General features: G+C 72.8%; 17 protein-coding genes and 3 tRNA genes. 8 read left to right on the top strand and 12 right to left on the bottom strand.

Translation table 11 applies throughout. The annotated features are described in order from the left end of the window. Positions 1-35: 35 nt before the first annotated feature. Both ABZY57_RS06810 and ABZY57_RS06815 read right to left on the bottom strand, forming a co-directional pair. Positions 36-1,961, bottom strand: a complete 1,926-nt coding sequence (locus ABZY57_RS06810; RefSeq protein WP_356508864.1) for an ABC transporter ATP-binding protein — start codon at positions 1,959-1,961, stop codon at positions 36-38. Next, on the bottom strand, positions 1,958-3,691 hold the full coding sequence (locus ABZY57_RS06815) for an ABC transporter ATP-binding protein (protein WP_356508866.1): 1,734 nt from the start codon (positions 3,689-3,691) through the stop codon (positions 1,958-1,960). Before ABZY57_RS06815 ends, ABZY57_RS06810 begins: the two co-directional genes overlap by 4 nt. A gap of 216 nt (positions 3,692-3,907) precedes the next feature. Here ABZY57_RS06815 and ABZY57_RS06820 point away from each other — a divergent pair, with 216 nt between their 5' ends. Next, a complete protein-coding gene (locus tag ABZY57_RS06820; protein ID WP_356508868.1) occupies positions 3,908-4,273 on the top strand; it encodes a hypothetical protein in 366 nt (121 codons plus the stop codon). 77 nt (positions 4,274-4,350) lie between these two features. Here the strand turns inward: ABZY57_RS06820 and ABZY57_RS06825 are convergent, their stop codons facing one another. Then, positions 4,351-5,802, bottom strand: a complete 1,452-nt coding sequence (locus ABZY57_RS06825) for an FGGY family carbohydrate kinase (RefSeq protein ID WP_356508870.1) — start codon at positions 5,800-5,802, stop codon at positions 4,351-4,353. 171 nt (positions 5,803-5,973) lie between these two features. Beyond that, positions 5,974-6,282 carry a YtxH domain-containing protein gene (locus tag ABZY57_RS06830; RefSeq protein ID WP_356508872.1) on the bottom strand — a complete coding sequence of 103 codons (309 nt, stop codon included), beginning with the start codon at positions 6,280-6,282 and terminating at the stop codon, positions 5,974-5,976. Between the two features lie 146 nt (positions 6,283-6,428). Between ABZY57_RS06830 and ABZY57_RS06835 the strand changes: the two genes are divergently transcribed. The 3 genes from ABZY57_RS06835 to ABZY57_RS06845 all read left to right on the top strand — a co-directional run bounded on the left by ABZY57_RS06835 (position 6,429) and on the right by ABZY57_RS06845 (position 6,841). Beyond that, a tRNA-Asn gene (locus ABZY57_RS06835) sits at positions 6,429-6,501 on the top strand. A 5-nt stretch (positions 6,502-6,506) separates the two neighbouring features. Further along, a tRNA-Asn gene (locus ABZY57_RS06840) sits at positions 6,507-6,579 on the top strand. Between the two features lie 188 nt (positions 6,580-6,767). After that, a tRNA-Ile gene (locus tag ABZY57_RS06845) sits at positions 6,768-6,841 on the top strand. Between the two features lie 81 nt (positions 6,842-6,922). On the opposite strand, the gene ABZY57_RS06850 is transcribed toward ABZY57_RS06845, so the two are convergent. Continuing rightward, on the bottom strand, positions 6,923-8,215 hold the full coding sequence (locus ABZY57_RS06850) for a glutamate--cysteine ligase (protein WP_356508874.1): 1,293 nt from the start codon (positions 8,213-8,215) through the stop codon (positions 6,923-6,925). A gap of 247 nt (positions 8,216-8,462) precedes the next feature. Here ABZY57_RS06850 and ABZY57_RS06855 point away from each other — a divergent pair, with 247 nt between their 5' ends. Next, on the top strand, positions 8,463-9,734 hold the full coding sequence (locus tag ABZY57_RS06855; RefSeq protein ID WP_356508876.1) for an MFS transporter: 1,272 nt from the start codon (positions 8,463-8,465) through the stop codon (positions 9,732-9,734). Positions 9,735-9,747: 13 nt separating this feature from the next. On the opposite strand, the gene ABZY57_RS06860 is transcribed toward ABZY57_RS06855, so the two are convergent. From ABZY57_RS06860 to ABZY57_RS06880, 5 genes are all read right to left on the bottom strand, one after another. Next, positions 9,748-10,113 carry a hypothetical protein gene (locus ABZY57_RS06860; RefSeq protein ID WP_356508878.1) on the bottom strand — a complete coding sequence of 122 codons (366 nt, stop codon included), beginning with the start codon at positions 10,111-10,113 and terminating at the stop codon, positions 9,748-9,750. Positions 10,114-10,187: 74 nt separating this feature from the next. Next, on the bottom strand, positions 10,188-10,610 hold the full coding sequence (locus ABZY57_RS06865; RefSeq protein ID WP_356508880.1) for a cupin domain-containing protein: 423 nt from the start codon (positions 10,608-10,610) through the stop codon (positions 10,188-10,190). Positions 10,611-10,744: 134 nt separating this feature from the next. Next, positions 10,745-12,100 carry a carboxyl transferase domain-containing protein gene (locus ABZY57_RS06870; RefSeq protein ID WP_356508882.1) on the bottom strand — a complete coding sequence of 452 codons (1,356 nt, stop codon included), beginning with the start codon at positions 12,098-12,100 and terminating at the stop codon, positions 10,745-10,747. Positions 12,101-12,305: 205 nt separating this feature from the next. Beyond that, positions 12,306-13,898 carry a GAF domain-containing protein gene (locus tag ABZY57_RS06875; protein ID WP_356508884.1) on the bottom strand — a complete coding sequence of 531 codons (1,593 nt, stop codon included), beginning with the start codon at positions 13,896-13,898 and terminating at the stop codon, positions 12,306-12,308. Beyond that, complete coding sequence (locus ABZY57_RS06880) at positions 13,895-14,932, bottom strand: rod shape-determining protein (RefSeq protein WP_356508886.1); 1,038 nt, start codon at positions 14,930-14,932, stop codon at positions 13,895-13,897. Before ABZY57_RS06880 ends, ABZY57_RS06875 begins: the two co-directional genes overlap by 4 nt. A 242-nt stretch (positions 14,933-15,174) precedes the next feature. Here ABZY57_RS06880 and ABZY57_RS06885 point away from each other — a divergent pair, with 242 nt between their 5' ends. Next, positions 15,175-15,996 (top strand): triacylglycerol lipase, encoded by an 822-nt coding sequence (locus ABZY57_RS06885; protein ID WP_356508888.1) that lies wholly within the window; start codon positions 15,175-15,177, stop codon positions 15,994-15,996. A gap of 4 nt (positions 15,997-16,000) precedes the next feature. Here ABZY57_RS06885 and ABZY57_RS06890 read toward each other — a convergent pair whose 3' ends face one another. After that, the gene (locus ABZY57_RS06890; RefSeq protein WP_356508889.1) at positions 16,001-16,603 is read right to left on the bottom strand and encodes a hypothetical protein; all 603 of its coding nucleotides are present in this window, start codon (positions 16,601-16,603) and stop codon (positions 16,001-16,003) included. 79 nt (positions 16,604-16,682) lie between these two features. Here ABZY57_RS06890 and ABZY57_RS06895 point away from each other — a divergent pair, with 79 nt between their 5' ends. After that, positions 16,683-17,474, top strand: coding sequence for a hypothetical protein (locus tag ABZY57_RS06895; protein WP_356508891.1), 792 nt, complete (start codon positions 16,683-16,685; stop codon positions 17,472-17,474). A 9-nt stretch (positions 17,475-17,483) separates the two neighbouring features. Here ABZY57_RS06895 and ABZY57_RS06900 read toward each other — a convergent pair whose 3' ends face one another. After that, positions 17,484-17,906 (bottom strand): MarR family transcriptional regulator, encoded by a 423-nt coding sequence (locus ABZY57_RS06900; RefSeq protein ID WP_254385460.1) that lies wholly within the window; start codon positions 17,904-17,906, stop codon positions 17,484-17,486. 103 nt (positions 17,907-18,009) lie between these two features. Between ABZY57_RS06900 and ABZY57_RS06905 the strand changes: the two genes are divergently transcribed. Continuing rightward, the gene (locus ABZY57_RS06905; RefSeq protein ID WP_356508894.1) at positions 18,010-19,032 is read left to right on the top strand and encodes an NADP-dependent oxidoreductase; all 1,023 of its coding nucleotides are present in this window, start codon (positions 18,010-18,012) and stop codon (positions 19,030-19,032) included. Positions 19,033-19,074 lie beyond the last annotated feature (42 nt).

Consider the following 19,074-nt stretch of genomic DNA (forward strand, 5'->3'; position numbering starts at 1 on the left):
CGCCCCGAAGGGCGCCCCTCCTGATGCCGGCCGCGCTAGTCGACCTCGGCCACCGCCTGCGCGAACTGCGCCGCGTACAGCCGCGCGTACGCGCCGCCCGACAGCAGCAGCTCCTCGTGCGTGCCCTGTTCCACGATCGAGCCGCTCTCCATCACCAGGATCAGGTCGGCGTCGCGGATCGTGGACAGCCGGTGCGCGATCACGAAGGACGTACGGCCGTGCGCGAGGCGCGCCATCGCCTTCTGGATCAGCACCTCGGTACGGGTGTCCACCGAGCTCGTCGCCTCGTCGAGGACCAGGATCACCGGGTCGGACAGGAACGCCCGCGCGATGGTGATCAGCTGCTTCTCGCCCGCGCTGACGCCGGCGCCCTCGTCGTCCAGCACCGTGTCGTAGCCCTCGGGCAGGGTGCGGATGAACCGGTCGGCGTGGGCCGCCCGCGCGGCCTCCTCGACCTCCGCGCGCGTGACCTCGCGCGCGGCTCCGTAGGCGATGTTCTCCGCGATGGTGCCGCCGAACAGCCAGGTGTCCTGGAGCACCATGCCGATGCCGCCGCGCAGTTCCTCGCGGGTCATCTTCGCGATGTCCACCCCGTCGAGGGCGATCTCCCCGCCCGTGACCTCGTAGAACCGCATCAGCAGGTTGACCAGCGTGGTCTTGCCGGCGCCGGTCGGGCCGACGATCGCGACCGTCTGCCCGGGGTCGACGCTCAGCGAGAGGTTCTCGATCAGCGGCTTGTCGGGCTCGTAGCGGAAGGCGACCTTGTCGAAGGCGACCTGCCCGCGCAGGGTCTCCGGACGCTCCGGGACCTCCGCGTCCGCCTCCTGCTCCGGCGCGTCCAGCAGCTCGTAGACCCGCTCCGCGGAGGCGACGCCGGACTGCACCAGGTTCGCCATGGAGGCGACCTGCGTGAGCGGCATCGAGAACTGGCGCGTGTACTGGATGAAGGCCTGGACGTCACCGATCGACAGGGTGCCGGAGGCGACCTTCAGACCGCCGACGACCGCGACGAGCACGTAGTTGATGTTCGAGATGAACAGCATCACCGGCTGCATGATCCCGCTGACCAGCTGCGCCTTGAAGGAGGCCCGGTACAGCGCCTCGTTCTGCTCGGCGAACAGGGCCGCGGACTCCTTCTGCCGGCCGAAGACCTTGACCAGGGTGTGGCCGGAGTACATCTCCTCGACGTGCGCGTTCAGGGAGCCCGTGGATTTCCACTGCGCCACGAACTGCGGCTGCGACTTCTTGCCGATCTTCGCGGCGACGTACCCCGAGACCGGGATCGTCACCAGCGCGACCAGCGCCAGCACCCACGAGATCCAGAACATCATCGCCAGCACGCCGACGATCGTCAGGATCGAGTTCAGCAGCTGACCCATCGTCTGCTGGATGGTCTGCCCGATGTTGTCGATGTCGTTCGTTGCCCGGCTGAGCACCTCGCCGCGCTTCTGCCGGTCGAAGTACGACAGCGGCAGCCGCGACAGCTTCGCCTGGAGCTCCTCGCGCATCCGGTAGACGGCGCCGTTCATGATGTGGTTCGACAGCCGCGTGGCGACCAGCATCAGCAGACCGGCGGCCGTGAAGACGGCCAGCGCCCACAGCGCCACCGCCCCGACCGCCCCGAAGTCGATGCTCTTGCCCGGGGTGAAGTCGGTGCCGGACAGCATGTCCGCCATCCCGCCCTGCCCCTTGGCGCGCATCTGGTCCAGCGCCTGCTGCTTGGTGAGGCCCGGATCCATGTCCCGGCCGACGATCCCCGCGAACACCAGGTCGGTGGCCTCGCCGAGGATCTTCGGACCGGTCACCGACGCGGCGACGCTGCCGACGACCGCGAGGACCATGCCCCACAGCTTGGCCCGGTCGCGCGCCAGCGCGGCCAGCAGCCGCTTGCCCGAGCCCTTGAAGTCCATGGACCGCGTCGTCGGCGGTCCCATCATCATCCGTCCTCCGGGCCCGCTCACGCCGCCTCCGCTTCCGTCAGCTGGGAGAGCACGATCTCCCGGTAGGTCTCGTTGCCGGCCATCAGCTCGTGGTGGCGCCCCTCGCCCACCACCTGCCCCTCGTCGAGGACGATGATCCGGTCCGCGTCGCGGATCGTGGAGACCCGCTGGGCGACGATGACCACGGTCGCCTCCTCGGTCTCGCGGGCCAGTGCGGAGCGCAGCGCCGCGTCCGTGGCGTAGTCCAGGGCCGAGAAGGAGTCGTCGAACAGGTAGATCTCCGGGCGCTGTACGAGCGTGCGCGCGATCGCGATCCGCTGGCGCTGGCCACCGGAGACGTTGGTTCCGCCCTGGGCGATCGGGGCGTCGAGCCCGCCCTCCAGCTCGGACACGAAGCCCTTGGCCTGCGCGACCTCCAGCGCGTGCCAGAGCTCCTCGTCGGTGGCGTCGGGGCGCCCGTAGCGCAGGTTGCTGGCGACCGTCCCGGAGAAGAGGTACGGCTTCTGCGGGACCATGCCGACCGTCCGGGCGAGCAGGTCCGGGTCGAGGCGCCGTACGTCCTCGCCGTCGACGAGCACGTCACCGCCGGTCGCGTCGAAGAGCCGGGGGATCAGCCCCAGCAGCGTGGACTTGCCGCTGCCGGTGGAGCCGATCACCGCGGTGGTCTCGCCGGGGCGGGCCACCAGGTCGACCCCGCGCAGCACGGGGGCCTCGGCGCCCGGGTAGCGGAAGTCGGCGCCGCGCAGTTCCAGGCGGCCGCGGCTTCGCAGCTCGCGGACCGGGTCGGTGGGCGGGACCACGCTGGAGTCGGTGTCCAGGACCTCCTGGACGCGCTCGGCGCAGACCTCGGCGCGCGGCACCATCATGAACATGAAGGTGGCCATCATCACGGACATGACGATCTGCATCAGGTAGGCGAGGAAGGCCGTCAGCTGGCCGATCTCCATCCCGCCCGCGTCGATGCGCATCGCGCCGAACCAGACGACGGCGACGCTGGAGATGTTCACGACCAGGATCACGGTCGGGAACATCAGCGCGAGCAGCTTCCCGGCCGCCAGCGAGACGCCGGTGAGGTCGGCGTTGGCCTCGCGGAAGCGCTCCTTCTCGTAGTCGTCGCGGATGAAGGCGCGGATCACCCGGTTGCCGGTGATCTGCTCGCGCAGGATCCGGTTGACCGTGTCCAGACGCGTCTGCATCGCACGGAACAGCGGGCGGGTCTTCAGCACGATCGCGCCGACCGACAGGCCGAGGATCGGGACCACCGCGAGCAGCACGCCCGAGAGCTTCACGTCCAGCGAGAGGGCCATGAAGATGCCGCCGACGCACATGATCGGCGCGGAGACCATCAGGGTGAAGGTCATCAGCACGAGCATCTGGATCTGCTGCACGTCGTTCGTCGTACGGGTGATCAGGGACGGGGCGCCGAAGTGGCCGAGCTCGCGCGCGGAGAAGCTCTGCACGCGGTCGAAGATGCCGGCGCGGACGTCCCGGCCGAAGGCCGCGGCGGTGCGGGCCCCGTAGTAGACGGCGCCGACGTTGCAGACGAGCTGCACCAGCGAGACGCCGAGCATCAGTGCGCCGAAACGCAGGATGTAGCCGGTGTCGCCGTTCACGACACCGTTGTCAATGATGTCGGCGTTCAGCGTGGGCAGGTAGAGGCTCGCACTGGTCTGCAGCAGTTGCAGCAGGACCAGCACGGCGATCGGTTTCCGGTACGGCCCCAGGTGGGTCCGCAGAAGTCGTATGAGCACGCGCAGGCTCCGGTCGGCATGATCGAGGGGGTTCACCCCATCTTCGGCCAACCGGTCGCCGTATCCCCACCGCTTTTCGCAAAGCCCGGTCAAAAGGAGTACTTCCTCCGGCGGGGCCTAAGCCCCGGGACCTCCGTCGGCCGTGCCGGGCAGGGGCGAGGGGAGGAGCATGGGAGGCAGGGGGGAATCTCGGGACGGATCGGCCGTGGAGGGACCATGACGGCAGCCACACGGGACCAGACCCCCGTCCGCTTCGACACCGGCGAGGCGGAACTGCGGATGAAGGAGATCGGCGGGGACTTCAGCATCGCGTTCGTACGGTTCGCCCAGGGCGTCGACATGAGCCCGGCGTTCAAGGGTCTGCCGGACGACCTGTGCACGTGCCCGCACTGGGGCTACGTGCTCAAGGGAAAGATCAAGCTGCACACGACGGACGGGTCCACGGTCTACTCGGCCGGCGAGGCCTTCTACTGGGCTCCCGGCCACGCCCCCGAGGCCGTGGAGGACACCGAGTTCATCGACTTCTCGCCGACCGCGCAGATGGAGGCGGTGGTCGGGCACGTGGAGGCCCGGATGACCTGAACCGCCGGGAAGCGGCGGCTCAGGACGGGGCTGCCCAGGACGGGGCGGCTCAGCGGACGGGGCCTCAGCCGGGTCGCTCAGGCCGGGTTCTGGAACGCCCCGGGGTGGATCTGGTCCCGCGTCGCGACGTACTGCTGGCGCGCGCCCTGCCAGGCCGGGTACTCCTCGTCCGGCTCGAACAGCTGCGCCGCGGGCGCCGGCCACAGCGGCGGGGTGTTCGGTGCCGCCGTGCCCTGCGCCACACCGAGGGCCCACGCGGCCTGCCGGGCCGCGCCCAGCGCCGCGTAGTCCGCCGGCGCCGGTACGAGGACCTGCGTACCGAACAGCCCCGGCGCGAAGGCCTGTACGGCGGGCAGCTCGGCGGCCGCGCCGAGCAGGAACACCCGGCGGATCTCCACGCCGCGGCTGCGCAGCACGTCGAGCGCGTCCACCAGCCCGCACAGCATGCCCTCGAAGGCGGCCCGCGCGAGGTGCTCCGGCTTCATGGAGTCCCGGCGCAGCCCGGACAGGGTCCCGGCGGTGTGCGGCAGGTTCGGCGTCCGCTCACCCTCCAGGTACGGCAGGAGCACGAGTCCGTGCGCGCCCGGGGTCGACTTCAGCGCGAGCTCGCTCAGCCCCTCCAGATCGGTGCCCAGCAGTTCGGCGGTTCCGCGCAGGGCCCGTACGGCGTTCAGGGTGTTCACCACCGGCAGGTGCAGCCCGGTGGCGTCGGCGAGGGAGGTGATCAGGCCGCCCGGCTCCGACAGCGCCTCGTGGTGCACCGCCATCACGGACCCGGAGGCGCCCAGCGAGACCACGGCGTCGCCCGGCCCCATGCCCAGCCCGAGCGCGGCCGCCATGGTCTCGCCGGTACCGGCGGAGATCAGCAGCCCCTCGGGCGTGGTCCCGGCGGCCTCGGCCGGGCCGAGCACCTCGGGCAGCAGCGCCCGGTGCCCCAGCGCCAGCTCGACCAGGTCGGGGCGGTAGGTACCGGAGGCCGCCGACCAGTAGCCGGTGCCGGAGGCGCCGCCGCGGTCGGTGGTGCGCCGGGCCGGGCGGCCCAGCAGCTGCCACACCAGCCAGTCGTGCGGGGACATCAGCACGGCCACCCGCCGGGCCGCCTCGGGCTCGGTACGGGCGAGCCAGGCGAGCTTCGCCACGGGCTGCGCCGAATGGGGGACGGAGCCGACGGCCTCGGCCCAGGCCTGCCGGCCGCCGAAGGACTCGATCAGCTCGGCGGCGGCGGCCTGGCCGCGCTTGTCGTTGCCGATCAGGGCGGGACGCACGAGGCCGCCCTGCGCGTCCAGCGGCAGCAGCCCGTGCTGCTGCGCGGAGACCCCGATGGCCTGCACCCCCTCGAGGAGCCCGCCGCCGGCGGCCTCGCCGAGCGAGAGCAGCCAGGCCTGTGGATCGGTCTCGTGCGGCACCGCCTCGCCGGTGGGCTGCGGATGAGGGGCGTACCCCTGGCGCAGCACGGCGCCCGTCTCGGTGTCACAGACGACGATGCGTGTGAACGCGGAAGAGCTGTCCAGCCCGGCGACTATCCCCATGCGGAGAATTCTGCCGCACGCAGGGGCGGACTCGACCGCCCCGGCGTGCGCGGAAACGGCCCCGTCCCCCATGGGGGACCGGACCGGGCCGGCCGGGACCCCGCACACGCGACCGGGCGGGACCCCGGTGCGGGGCGCTCGGGGAAGGACCCGTGCTCCGGACCGGGCCGGTCAGGTGTTGCTGGTGCCCCATTCGTCCTCGCCCGCGCCGCCGCCGCCGACCCGTGCCCGCAGGCCCCGTACGCGTCCGGCCAGGGCGGCCGGCATCGCGCCGCCCACCTTGTCGCTCACCGCGGCGTAGGCCTTGCCTGCGAACTCCCGGCCACTGTGGCCGGCGCTCTCGGCGGCGTTGCGGACCGCGGGGTTCTGCGCGAACTCGCGCGCGGACTTCTTCAACTCTTCATACCGCTCGCGTCCGGCCCGGGTCCCGAGCACGTACCCGACGGCCAGCCCGACCGCGAACGTGACCTTGTACCGCATGCCTGTCACCCTTCGTCGTGTGGTGCCCGGCCCGCTCGCGATACCGATTGGCGGAGCACCCCCCTGCTTGCGCTAATCTATGACTCGCAACGGGCGCTCGCCCCCTGGCCAAGGCCGGAGGTGGGCTGTTCGGTGCAACGCAGCAATCCCCTGTAGCTCAATTGGCAGAGCAGCCGACTGTTAATCGGCAGGTTACTGGTTCGAGTCCAGTCGGGGGAGCGCGGTCCCCTGTAGCTCAATTGGCAGAGCAGCCGACTGTTAATCGGCAGGTTACTGGTTCGAGTCCAGTCGGGGGAGCAGAAGGAACGAGGACCCCTGGGGGGTCCTTTTTTCTTTTTTCTGCCTTTCGCACGCAACCGGGCAGGGCCCGATGCGGTCTCTCTGGGCAGGCGAAGCCGATCATGCGAGGCATCCGAGGCAGGAGATCGTATGAGCGGCTATGCTGCGGCAGACGGCGCGCACACATGTACGCGCCACGCCGTGAAGGGGCGGTAGCTCAGCCGGTTAGAGCAGCGGACTCATAATCCGTCGGCCGTGGGTTCGAGTCCCACCCGCCCCACTGCGAACCGCAGGTGAAGAAACGATTTCGCCTGCGGCTTTGGCGTTTCTCGGGGGCGGGGCCGGCGGGGGTCGGCGGGAATCAGGAAGCCTCCGTTTCGTCCGCCAGGTGGCGTAGGACGTCCTTCAGGTCGCCCCGGCGGGCGAAAGCCGTGCGTTGGCGGTGGGCGCCCGAGCCGTCGCGCAGGAGGCCGGCCATGGTTCTCGCCGCGTGGTCGAGGTCGCCGGACGCGGACAGTTCGGGGGCCACCAGATCGAGCAGGGCCTCCGCCAGGTCCGCCGCCGGGAGTTCGACGCCCGTGTAGGGGTCGAGCCCGAAGCCCTCCAGGCCGTCGTGGGCCGCCCGCCAGCGCGCGAGGCGCAGTACGTCGTCCCGTACGGGTGGGTCCGGCCGTTGCTCGGCGATATCGCGCAGGGCCGTCGCGACCAGGGCGCGGGCCAGTTCGGCCTGGAGGATGGCCGAGTCGATGTCGGGGGACATGTCGGGGGCCCGCAGTTCGAGCGTCGGCCAGTTCCCCGAGGGCCGTAGGTCCCAGTAGACCATCTTGGTGTCGAGGGCCGCCCCGGAGCCGAGCAGGGTCTGCACGGAGCGCCGGAAGTGGGCCGTCGACGTGAAGTGCGGGGGCAGGCCAGCCGAGGGCCAGCCCGCCCAGGCCATCGCCCGCCAACTGGCGTGACCGGTGTCACGGCCGCCCCAGAAGGGGGAGTTGGCCGCCAGCGCGATCAGCGTGGGCAGCCAGGGCCGGACCCGGTTGGAGACGGCCACCGCCGTGTCCACGTCGAGGGTGCCGACGTGGACGTGCCGGCCGCAGCTGACGAGGGTGTCGGTGAGCGCGCCGAAGCGCCGGGCCTGCTCGCGCTGGCGCGGCTCGTCGTCGGTCAGGTGCAGGGGGCCCTCCACGGCGAGCACCGGCGAGGGCGCGGCCAGCAGCCGGCAGCCGTGGGCGCGGGCCGCCCGCGCGAGGGTGCGCCGCAGGCCGGCGAGTTCGCTGCGCAGGGTCGCGGCCGAGTCGGCGACGGGGGTGGAGATCTCCACCTGGTAGCGGGTGCCCTCGGCGTGCAGTTCGTGGGGGAGTCCCGCCGCGGTGGACAGGACGAGCGGGGCGGCCGGGACCACCCGCAGGGTGTGGGCGTCGACGAGGAGGAACTCCTCCTCGACCCCGAGGGTGAGGGGGAGGACCGGAACGTTCGCGCTCGGTGCCCCTGCGCTCGGCACTGCCTGCGGCCTCGTCCGGGCCGCCTCCTCCTCGGTCCCGCTCTTGGTCTCGCTCTTGGGCTCTGCCTTGGGTTCTGTCTTGGGCTCTGCCTTGGGGTCCGGCTTGGGCTCTGTCTTCGTGATGCCGGTGCTCGCGGTGCTGGTGCCAGGTTCGATCACTGCGCCTCCCTGGACATACGAGTCTTTTCATCATGAGCTGAACTTCAGGCGAGGAGCGCGCGTCTATTCGGTCAAATGTCCGGTGATAGTGGCGAGTTAGCGGCAAAGGCCGTACTGCGGCGGGGCCCGGGTTCCGCGTGGGGTGAGTGGTGCGGATGCGGGAAGGCGGAGTCCGCTCGACCGGGCTGCGACCGTGCTGCGACTGGGCTCCGGCCGGGCTCCGAGGTGTGGGGGCCTATCATCCGTTGTGACTCGTACGACCGCTCCACCCCCGTCCATCCGCCCACGGCGCCGCATCCTGGCCGACCTCACCCCGCTGAGAACCTCCCCGGACTTCCGGCGGCTGTGGTTCGGCGGGATCATTTCCTGGCTGGGCCAGGCGATGACGGCCCTGGCCATCTCGCTCCAGGTCTACGAGATCACCGGCTCCAGCTTCTCCGTCGGACTGGTCGGGCTCTGCTCGCTCGTCCCGCTGCTCGCCCTCGGCCTCTACGGCGGGGCCATCGCCGACACCGTCGACCGCCGCAAGCTGGGCCTCGTCAGCGCGCTCGGTCTGACCGTCCTGTCCTTCGCCCTGGCCGGCGCGGCGCTCCTGGACTACCACCGCGTCTGGCTGCTGTACGCCGTCGTCGCGCTCCAAGCCGTCTGCGGGGCGCTCAACGGGCCCGCCCGGTCCGCGATGATCCCGCGCCTGCTCCCGGCCGAACAGCTGCCCGCCGCCAACGCCCTGAACTCCGTGGTCCTGACCTTCGGGATGACGGCCGGTCCGGCGCTGGGCGGGGTCGTCGTCGGCTGGTGGGGCTACCAGGCCGCGTACCTGATCGACGCCGTCACCTTCGGCGCCGCCCTCTACGCGATGTGGCGGCTGCCGTCGATGGAGCCCGAGGGGGCGGGGGGCCGCACGGGGCGGGCCTCCGTACGCGACGGCCTGCGCTTCCTGGGGACCCGGCCGAACATCCGGATGAACTTCTTCTCCGACCTGGCCGCCATGGTGCTGGCCCAGCCGAAGGCGCTGTTCCCGGCCGTCGCCGTGCTCTGGTACGGCGGCGACGCCAAGACGGTCGGGCTGCTCATGGCCGCCCCCGCCGTCGGGGCGCTGCTCGGGGGGCTGTTCTCCGGCTGGCAGGGCCGGATCCGCCGGCACGGGGTGGCGATCCTGCTCTCCGTCGCCGCGTGGGGGCTGGCCATCGCGGTGTTCGGGCTGACCCGCGACCTCTGGCTCGGGCTGCTCTTCCTGGCCCTGGCGGGGTGCGCCGACAGCATCTCGATGGTGTTCCGCACCACCATGATCCAGGCCGCGACCCCGGACGAGATGCGGGGCCGCCTGCAGGGCGTCTTCATCGTGGTCGTCGCCGGCGGGCCCCGGCTCGGGGACTTCCTCGCCGGGGCCACCGCCGAACTCACCTCCCCGACCGTCGCGATCACGGGCGGCGGGCTCGGCTGCGTCCTCGTACTGGCGCTGCTGGCGGCGCGCTGGCGGGGGTTCGCCCGCTACGACGCGCGGTCGCCGCAGGCCTGAGGCGGGAGCAGCACTACCACCAGCCCGCTGCCTGGCCGACGGCGAAGGGAACCGGGACCAGCACGGACATGGCGAGCCATCTGCGCACGCTCCAGCCCTCCTGCCGTGGCACGAGGACGTCCACCATCAGGATCAGCCCCGCGACGAACATCCCGCCGAGCGCGGCACCGTACGTCATGACGGATGCCGATTCGGAGGCCTCCTTGTCGCAGCCGATGCCACCGCCGCAGTCCACCGACGGGTACTCCGCCACGAGCCATCGGACGCACACGCACGGAACGATCGCCACCACCCCGATCAGGAGATTCGCCAGCACCGGCGCCCACACGTGACGGCCGGGCCACCCCTGGCCGTTGGCGCCTTCCGCGGAACTGCGCACGGCCCACCCCTCCCTCGGCTCCCCGTGAGGTGGACGCCCGTGGGGGCCTCGGGGTTCCGTCGGCGAGCGGCCCCTTACGCGTCCACGGGCTCGCGGGTCCGATCGCTCACCTCGCCGCCGGTGTTGACGGTGCCGGCGAGCTCGAACATCAGGATCGCCGCCTCCCCGTCGGACTGCGGGCAGTGCTCCACCCCGCGCGGGACCACGTAGATCTCCCCGGGGTTCAGTACGACGTCCCCGGCGCGCAGCCGGATCGTGAGGGTGCCGCTGACGACGAGGAAGAGCTCGTCGGTGTCCTCGTGGGTGTGCCAGATGAACCCGCCCTGGATCTTGGCGATCTTGACGTCGTAGTCGTTGACGCGGGCGATCCGGTGCGGGGCCCACTGCTCGGTGAAGCCGGCCAGCTTCTCCGCGATGTTCACCACGGCCGCCGCCGGGCGGCCGTTCCCGTGCGCGGCCTCGTGGGCGCTCTCGTGCGTGGTCTCGGGTGTCGTCATACGGGCAGGCTGCCCCGAGGCGCGCCGACCGGTCTTGTACGTTCCTCACATCCACCTCGCCCGGCGCGAAGGGGAGCTGGCGGGTTCGCTGCCGTTGCGTTCGACGTGAGGCCGCCGGCGCGGAGCTGGGGGCGCTAGGCGGTCCCCTCCTCGGCCGGGGAGACGATGCCGCGGGCGACTCCCAGGCCGACCAGGTCCTGGGGGCGGACGCGCAGTTGGTCGGCGGTCGCCGGGGCCGACTCCGGGGGGCGCTTGAGGATGGCCGCCGCCAGCTCGGGGGCGATCACGGAGAAGTAGCTGTCCGGGGTGACCCAGGTGTTGCCCGGTGCCGCCAGGGCGAGGGCGCCGCCCGAGCCGCCCTCGCCGATGAGGAGGGTGGTGACGGGGACCCCGGCCGAGGCGAGCGCCGCGAAGGCGTCGGCGATGGCCGCGCCCGCGCCCGCGTGCTCGGCATCGGCGTCATTGGCCGCGCCCGGGGTGTCCACGAGGGTGAGCACCGGGATCCCGAGCCGGTCCGCGAGCCGGATGACACGGGCCGCCGTACGGTACCCGGCCGGGCGGGTGGCCGTGCCGCACTGGGCGGCGTAGGCCACGGCCCGGCCCTCGCGGAGTCCGAACCCGCACAGCATCCCGGGGTCGGTGCCGCCCGCCCGGTCGCCCGAGAGGGGGAGGCGGAGCTCGAAGTACGCGTCCAGGTACCGCCCCGCGCGCGGCCGGCCGGGGTGGCGGGCCTGCCGGACGGCGTCCCACCCCGTGGGCGGCAGCGCTACGTCGGCCAGCGCGGCGGGAGGTGCCACGGGCTCGGGGGAGCGGGGCGCGGCGAGCACCCGGAGCCAGGCCGCCAGGGTCGCGGGGAGCTCCCCGGCGGGCACGACCGCGTCCACCTGCCCGGCGGCGTACTGCCCCTCGGCGGTGTACGCGGCCGGATCCGCGTCCGGCGGCCGCACCCGGGACCCGGCGAACCCGACCTGCGCCCCGGGCAGCGCGAGGATCACGTCGGCCCCGGCCCCGAGGGTGGCCCAGCCGCCGCCGGTGGTGGGGTCGCGCAGCACCGCGATCTGGGGGAGGCCGGCGGCGCGGGTGAGGGCCGACTGGCGTGCCACGCGCTGCAGTTGGGTCAGCGCGAGCATGCCCTCCTGCATGCGGGAGCCGCCGGTGGCGATGAGGGAGACCAGGGGGAGGCGGTGGGTGCGGGCGTGGCTGTAGGCCGCCTCCAGGCGGTCGCCGGTGCGGTGGCCCAGGGACCCGCCGAGGAAGCCGAACTCGAAGGAGATCACGGTGGCTTCGTGGCCGCCGATGAGGGCGGTGCCGGTGACGACGGACTCGTCCTCGCCGGTCCGCCGGGCGGCGCGGGCGCGGGAGTCGTCGTAGCCGGCCCAGCCGAGGGGGCCGTCGGGGGCGGAGTCCCCCGGCGGGGCGGGGAGTTCGGTGAAGCTTCCGGGGTCGGTGGCGGAGGCGATGGCGGCGCGGGCCGAGGGGCGGGTCGTCACGCCGCCAGCGTACGGGCCGGGGCCTGGTGCGCCGCTCGCGCGGTCGGGTGGGTCCGCCCTGCGGGGCCGTCCCCTACCCGCCCTTCCACCGCGCCCCGGGCTCCGCCCGGAACCCTGGCCGGGTGCGGCGCCGTTCCCGGGGGCCGGCCCCCGGACCCCCGCTTCTCGGACGCCGGAGGGGCTGGGTACATCCAGCCCTCCGGCGTCAGAGCGGGGCTTCCCAGGTCAGGGTGGTGCCGCGGGAGCCCGATTCCGTGCGGCCGTCGTCGGAGACGGTGAGGCGGACCCGGGCGGGGACCGCATCGACCTCGACGTCGATGGAGGTGACCCCCGCGCGGCGGTGTGCCGCGGCCAGTGCGCCGCGCAGGGCGGCGAGGAGGTCGTCCGCGACCGGATCCGGGAGCAGGGCGTCCACCGTGCCCGCGAAGTGCACCGACGGCTGGAACCCCAGCAGGACCGCGGCCCCGCCCGTCTCCCGGAGGACCCGGCCGCGAAAGGTGGTCGGGGCGTCCGTCGGCGGCTGCTGGAGGGCGAAGATGGCCGTGCGGACTTCCTGGATGGTGGAGTCGAGTTCGTCCACGGCCCGGCTCAGCTCCTCGCCGACCGTGTCCCCGGTGGGTGCCTTGTCGGAGCGCCGCCGGGTGCTCTCCAGCATCATCTCCGTCGCGAACAGCCGCTGGACCACCAGGTCGTGGAGGTCGCGGGCGATGCGGTCCCGGTCCTCGTAGACGGCCAGCTGTTCGCGGTCGTGCTGCGCGTCCGCCAGGACCAGGGCCAGCGCGGCCTGGGAGGCGAACTGCGAGGCCAGCAGCCGGTCGACCGCGTCGTAGGGAGGGCCGCCGCGGGCCCGCGGCAGGGCGAGCGTCCCGATCAGCTGGCCGCAGCTCTGGAGGGGCAGCATCATGCTGGGGCCGAAGCGCTCCCGTACGTGCGTGGTCATCCGGGGGTCCGTCGCCGAGTCGTCTATGAAGACCGGCTCACCGCCCAGGAGTTGCTCCAGGACCGCCGAGCCCGGAGCGATGGCCGTGCCCACCAGGTCCCCGGGGTCCCCGTGCGTGGAGGCGGCCACGATCTCCATGCCGCCCTCCGGGGTCGGCTGGAGGACGACCCCGGCCGCCGCGTCGGCCAGCAGCCGGGCCCGTTCGGCCACGCACATCAGCGCGTCGGCCGCCGGGCGGCCCGCCAGCAGGGTGGTGGTCACGGCGGCGGCGCCCTCGATCCAGCGCTCCCGGCGGCGCGCGGTCTCGTACAGCCGGGCGTTGCCGATCGCTATCCCCGCCTGCGAGGCCAGGACGCGCAGCAGCGCGAGGTCCTCGTCCGTGAACGGGCCGCCGCCCTGTTTGTCGGTGAGGTAGAGGTTGCCGAAGACCTCGGTGTGGACCCGGATCGGGACGCCGAGGAAACCCTTCATCCGGGGGTGTCCCGGCGGGACGCCCCCCGAGCGGGGGTCCTGGGTCATGTCCTCCAGCATCAGCGGGCGCGGGTCGCTGATCAGGGCGCCGAGCAGTCCGGAGTGGCCGTCGGGCAGCCGGCCGATCGCGGTCTTCTCGGCTTCGGTCAGACCGGAGGTGAACAGCCCGGTCAGCCCGGAGCGCTCGGGGTCGACGACCCCGAGCGCTCCGTACCGTGCCGCGCACAGCTCGGTCGCCGAGTCCACGATGTGCTGGAGGGTGGTCCGCAGTTCGAGTTCGGAACCGACGTTGAGGACCGCCTCCAGGAGGACGGGCAGGCTGGCGACCTGGTGGGCGGCAAGGCCCTTCCCGTCACCGGGGGCCGGCGACGACTCAGCGTGCGTCATTCGGCCAGGGGGTTCAGAACCATGGGGGAGATCTTCCCTTCGATCATCATGCCGAGGCCCAGTACGGCGCAGACGTCCGGGCGTTCCGCGATGGCCACGGGCATCCCGGTGGCATCGCGGAGCATCTGGTCCAGGCCCGGCAGCAGGGCGCTGCCACCCACCATCATGATCCCCCGGTCCGTCAGATCGGCCACCAGGTCCGGCGGGCAGTCGCGCAGCACCTTGCCGATGCCGTCGAGCACGGCGGTCAGCGGGGTGTAGATGGCGTCGCGAACGGCCGCGGTGTCCACGTGGACGGAGCGGGCCAGTCCGGTGGACACGTCGCGACCGTGGATGAGGGTGGAGGCCGGGCCGTCGGCGGTGATGCCGTTCCCGTGCAGGGCCAGTTGGAGCGGGCGGACGGCCTGGCTGGGCAGCATCAGCTCGTGCGCGTGGCGCAGGTGCTGGACGACGGCGTGGTCGATGGCCTCGCCGCCGACCGGGATCCGCTGAGCGGTGACGATCGAGCCGAGGGAGAGGACGGCGACCTGGGTGGCGGCGGCTCCGCACACCATGATCATCGTCGCGGTCGGCTGCTCCACGGGCAGTCCGCAGCCGACGGCCGCCGCGATCAGGGTGTCGACGAGTTCGACGCGCCGGGCTCCGAGCCCGACAAGAGTCTCCACCGCCGCGCGCTGGGCGAGCGGGTCGGCGTCGTGCGGGGTGCAGGCGGCGGCCCGCAGCCGGGGCTTGCGGCGCAGGGCGCGCCGCAGCTTCTCGCCGAGGAGGTGGCGCAGCATGCGCTGGGCCATCTCGATGTCCACGACGGTCCCGCCGGAGACGGGGCGGACGACCCGGATGTAGTCGGGCGTGCGGCCGGTCATCCGCTCCGCGAAGGTGCCGACGGCGATGAGTGCACCGGTCCGGGTGTTCACGGCGGCGACGCTGGGCTCGTCCACGACCAGGCCGACGCCCTTGACGTAGACGCGGGTCCTGGCCGCTCCGAGGTCGACGGCCACGTGGCAGCGGCGCAACTGCTCAAGACTGACGGTCACGGCAGATCCTCCCGAGAGCGCTGACGCAAGACGACCGGCGAGTGCCGGTCACACTTCGTATCTTCTCGGGTGAATTACCCGTATTGCCCGATTTGATGCTCCGGGTGGGGGGTGCCGTGCGATACGGAAGGGTCACGAGAGGCGCCGGTGAGTGCTGCACGGGGGTGGAATTCTGCGACGCCAGGCGCGACCATGCCCGCACCGATCGTGCTACTCGTGCGTAACAAGGTAAAGGGGACTCGATGCTGACGGTCCGCCAGCGCATGCTCGCCCTGCTGACGCTCTGCCTGGCGCTGCTCGCGGCGCCCGCGCTCCCGGCCCAGGCCTCCGGCGCGCCGTCCGCTCCGCCCGCGGGTCCGCCGTCCGCGGCCTCCGGCGCGGCGTCCGGCCCGGCTTCCGGCCCGGCGTCCGGCCCGGCTTCCGGTCTCGCCCCGGCCCCGGCCTCCGGTCAGCCCTCCGGACCGGCCGGTGCGCGCAATCCGGTGGTCTTCGTGCACGGCTACAACGCCGACCCCGGTGTCTGGGGCTCCCTGCGCGCGGACCTGCGCGCCGACGGATACGCCGACTCCGAGCTCTTCTCCTTCGGCTACGACACCCACCAGTCGGTCAACGAGGTCCTCTCCGCACGGCTCGCCGCCTCCGTGGACGAGGTCCGCCGGCAGACCGGCGCCGCCCGGGTGGACCTCGTCGCCCACTCCTTCGGCTCGCTGGTCACCCGCTGGTACGTGAAGTTCGGCGGCGGCGGCCCGTACGTCGACCGCTGGGTCTCCCTCGCCGGCCCCAACCGCGGCACCTCCACCGCCTGGGCCTGCGCCCTGTGGGACCAGGCCTGCCGGGACATGACCCCCGGCTCCTACGTGGTGAAGAACCTGAACTCCGGTGACGAGACCCCCGGCGCGGTGCGGTACGCCACCTTCTGGTCGAACTGCGACGAGGTCGTCAACCCCGACGACAGCGTCCCGCTCACCGGGGCCGTGAACACCCCGGTCGGCTGTCTCAAGCACAACGACCTGCTCGGGGACGACGCCACCTCGGCGGGCGTACGGGCCTTCCTGCGCTCCTGATCCGTCATGCCGGCCGGGGCGGCTCCGCCACCGAGACCTCCTGGAGCAGGCCGTAGGTGAACTCCGCCACGCAGGCCCGCCCCGACGCGGTGAACGCCAGCCGCCACCGCGTCGGCGCGGTGCCCTCCATCGGGCGGACGGGGGCGAACGCCCGCGCCACCTCGTCGACCGTCGCCGACCAGGGCAGCAGGTCCTCGGGCGACTCCAGTACGGGACCGGGAGCGCCCGGGGCCCGGACCAGCCACTCGTTCCAGACGGCCCCGTCCGGCGCGGCGAGCACCTCGAAGCGCAGATCGGGCCAGAGCGGCACCGGCCACAGCAGGGCCTCGCACGTCAGATCGCCGATCGCGCGGGAGGAGACGGCCTCGGGCGGGCCGAGCACCGAGCGGTAGCGGGCCAGGGCGCCCCGCGAGCGCGGCGAGCGGACCATGGCCTGCCAGCGCTTGTTGGCCTCCCGCTGCTCGGCGAGGGAGGAGCCGAGCCGCCGGCGGGCCTCCTCCGCGAGGCCCGGCTGGAAGTCCGCCATCCTTCGCAGCAGCACCAGTTGGAAGCCGGCGGGGCCGAAGGGGCCCGGGGCGAGGGGCGGTGTTCCCGGAGTCTTCGTCATGGATCCGCACCCTTCCACACAAGATCCTCACGATCCCGGTACACGACCGTTGTGAGCGAACGCGTAGCCTGCGGGCGCCATGGACTATTGCATCGCCTGCCGCAGGTACCTCAACGGCGCGCTGGCGTGCGCCGGATGCGGGACCCCGGCCGAACACCTGATATCCGCCGCGCCCGCCGCGCCCGCCCCCGGCTCCGCCGCCGCTTTCGGAAGCGACCCGGCCGTGCTCGCCGACGTGTACGCCGACTCCCTCGTCGTGCTGTCCGGGGAGCCGGGGCAAGGTCGGGGGCGGAGTCAGGGCCGCGCCGCCGCCCGCCGCCGCACCGGGCAACGCCGACGCCGCCGGACCGCGCTCACCGTCGGGCTCGCGCTGGCGCTCGCCGCCGGAGCCACCCTGGGCCTGGCCCGGCTGGCGGCCGACGGGGAGCGCACCGACCGGGCGGCGACGGTGGTGCTGACCGACGACGCGGGTCCGGCGGAGCCGGCTCCGCTGCCGGGTCTGACGGGCGATCCGGTCGCGCCCTCGGGGACCGCTTCGGCGAAGGGCGGGGCCGCCGGCTCCGCGAAGGCCATCGGGGGCGCGAAGCAGGGCACCGGCCGGGGCGGGGCCTCCACCGCCGGGTCATCGGGCTCCGCCTCCGGGGCGGGGCCGTCGCGGAGCACCTCCCGGACTCCCACGTCCGCCGCTCCGAGCACGTCGGGCCCCAGCCGCTCCGCGACGTCCAGCAAGGGCCCGGAGTCGAAGGGGCCCAAGGGGAAGCAAAGCAAGAAGCCGTCCCAGGACCCGGACCCGGAGCCGGAGCCGGATCCCGAGCCGAGTCCGGAGCCCACCCGGGAATGCGACCAGTGGTGGAACCCGCTGTGCTGGTGAGCGGTCGGCTCAGCCCAGCATCCGCCTGAGCAGGTCCCGCAGGACCGCGCGCTCGGCCGGGGAGAGCCCGGCCAGGGGCTCCCGGGCGAAGTCCAGGGACTCGCGCAGCCGGTCGGCGGTCTGCAGGCCGTCCTCGGTGGGCGCGGCCAGCTTCACCCTGCGGTCGGCCGGGTCGGGGCGGCGTTCGACCAGCCCCCGGGTCTCCAGACGGTCCACGATGCCGGTGATGTTCGACGGCTCGCACCGCAGCTTCTGCGCGATCTTGCGCATCGGCATGGGCTCCAGGGAGAGCAGGTTCAGCACGCGGGCCTGGGCGCCGGTGAGCTGGTGGCTGGAGGCCGCGTGTTCGTACTCCTGGTGGTAACGGGTCACGACGTCGCCGATGAGCTCGACGACTTCGAGGGTCAGGGGATCTGCGCGACGGCTGGGCATGGATCCAGCGTACCCATTTACTTGACAACATGAAATATCCAGGCGCATGGTTGTTTCACGTCCTGAAGCATTTTGCACTTCTTCCCCCATCCAGGAGTGACGCATGTCCGAGATCCCCGCCGTCAGCCGTGAGTGGCACCTCGTCCGCCGCCCGCAGGGCTGGCCCGTAGCCGAAGACTTCGCCCTGCGCGAGGTACCGGTGAACGCCGAGCCCGCCGCCGGCCGGATTCTGGTGCGCAACCTCCACATGTCCGTGGACCCGTACATGCGCGGCCGGATGAACGACGTGAAGTCGTACATCCCCCCCTTCCAGCTCGACCAGCCCATGGACGGCGGCGCGGTCGGCGAGGTCGTGGCCTCGGCCGACGAGCGCTTCGCGGTCGGCGACCACGTCCTGCACGGCCTGGGCTGGCGCGAGTACGCGGACGTCGACGCCAAGCACGCCACCCCGGTCGACGCCTCGCTCGCCCCCCTCTCCGCCTACCTCGGCGTCCTCGGCATGCCGGGCCTGACCGCCTACGCCGGGCTCTTCGAGGTCGCCTCCTTCAAGGAGGGCGACTCGGTCTTCGTCTCCGGCGCCGCCGGCGCGGTCGGCAGCCTCGTCGGCCAGTTCGCGAAGATCAAGGGCGCCTCCCGGGTGATCGGCTCCGCCGGCTCCGACGAGAAGGTGACCCTCCTCACAGAGAAGTACGGCTTCGACGCCGCCTTCAACTACAAGAGCGGCCCCGTCGCCGAGCAGCTGAAGGAGGCCGCGCCCGAGGGCATCGACGTCTACTTCGACAACGTCGGCGGGGACCACCTGGAGGCCGCCATCTCCTCCCTGAAGGTCCACGGCCGGGCCACCCTGTGCGGGGCCATCGCCCAGTACAACGCCACTGAGCCGGTGCCCGGCCCGCGGAACCTCGCCCTCGTCATCGGCAAGCGGCTGCGCCTGCAGGGCGTGCTGGTCGGAGACCACGCGGGACTGCAGCCGCAGTTCGTCCAGGACGTGGCCGGCTGGCTGCGCACCGGGCAGCTCGTCGCCGACGAGACCGTCGTCCGGGGAGTGGAGAACGCCACCGACGCCTTCCTCGGAATGCTGCGCGGGGACAACACCGGAAAGATGATCGTTTCTTTCACCGGTTAGGCTCACTCCACACCGCCGTGACGCGTGGGCGCGAGTCCCGGC

It is taken from the genome of Streptomyces sp. NPDC006450 (assembly GCF_040612195.1).
Classification (GTDB): Bacteria; Actinomycetota; Actinomycetes; order Streptomycetales; family Streptomycetaceae; genus Streptomyces.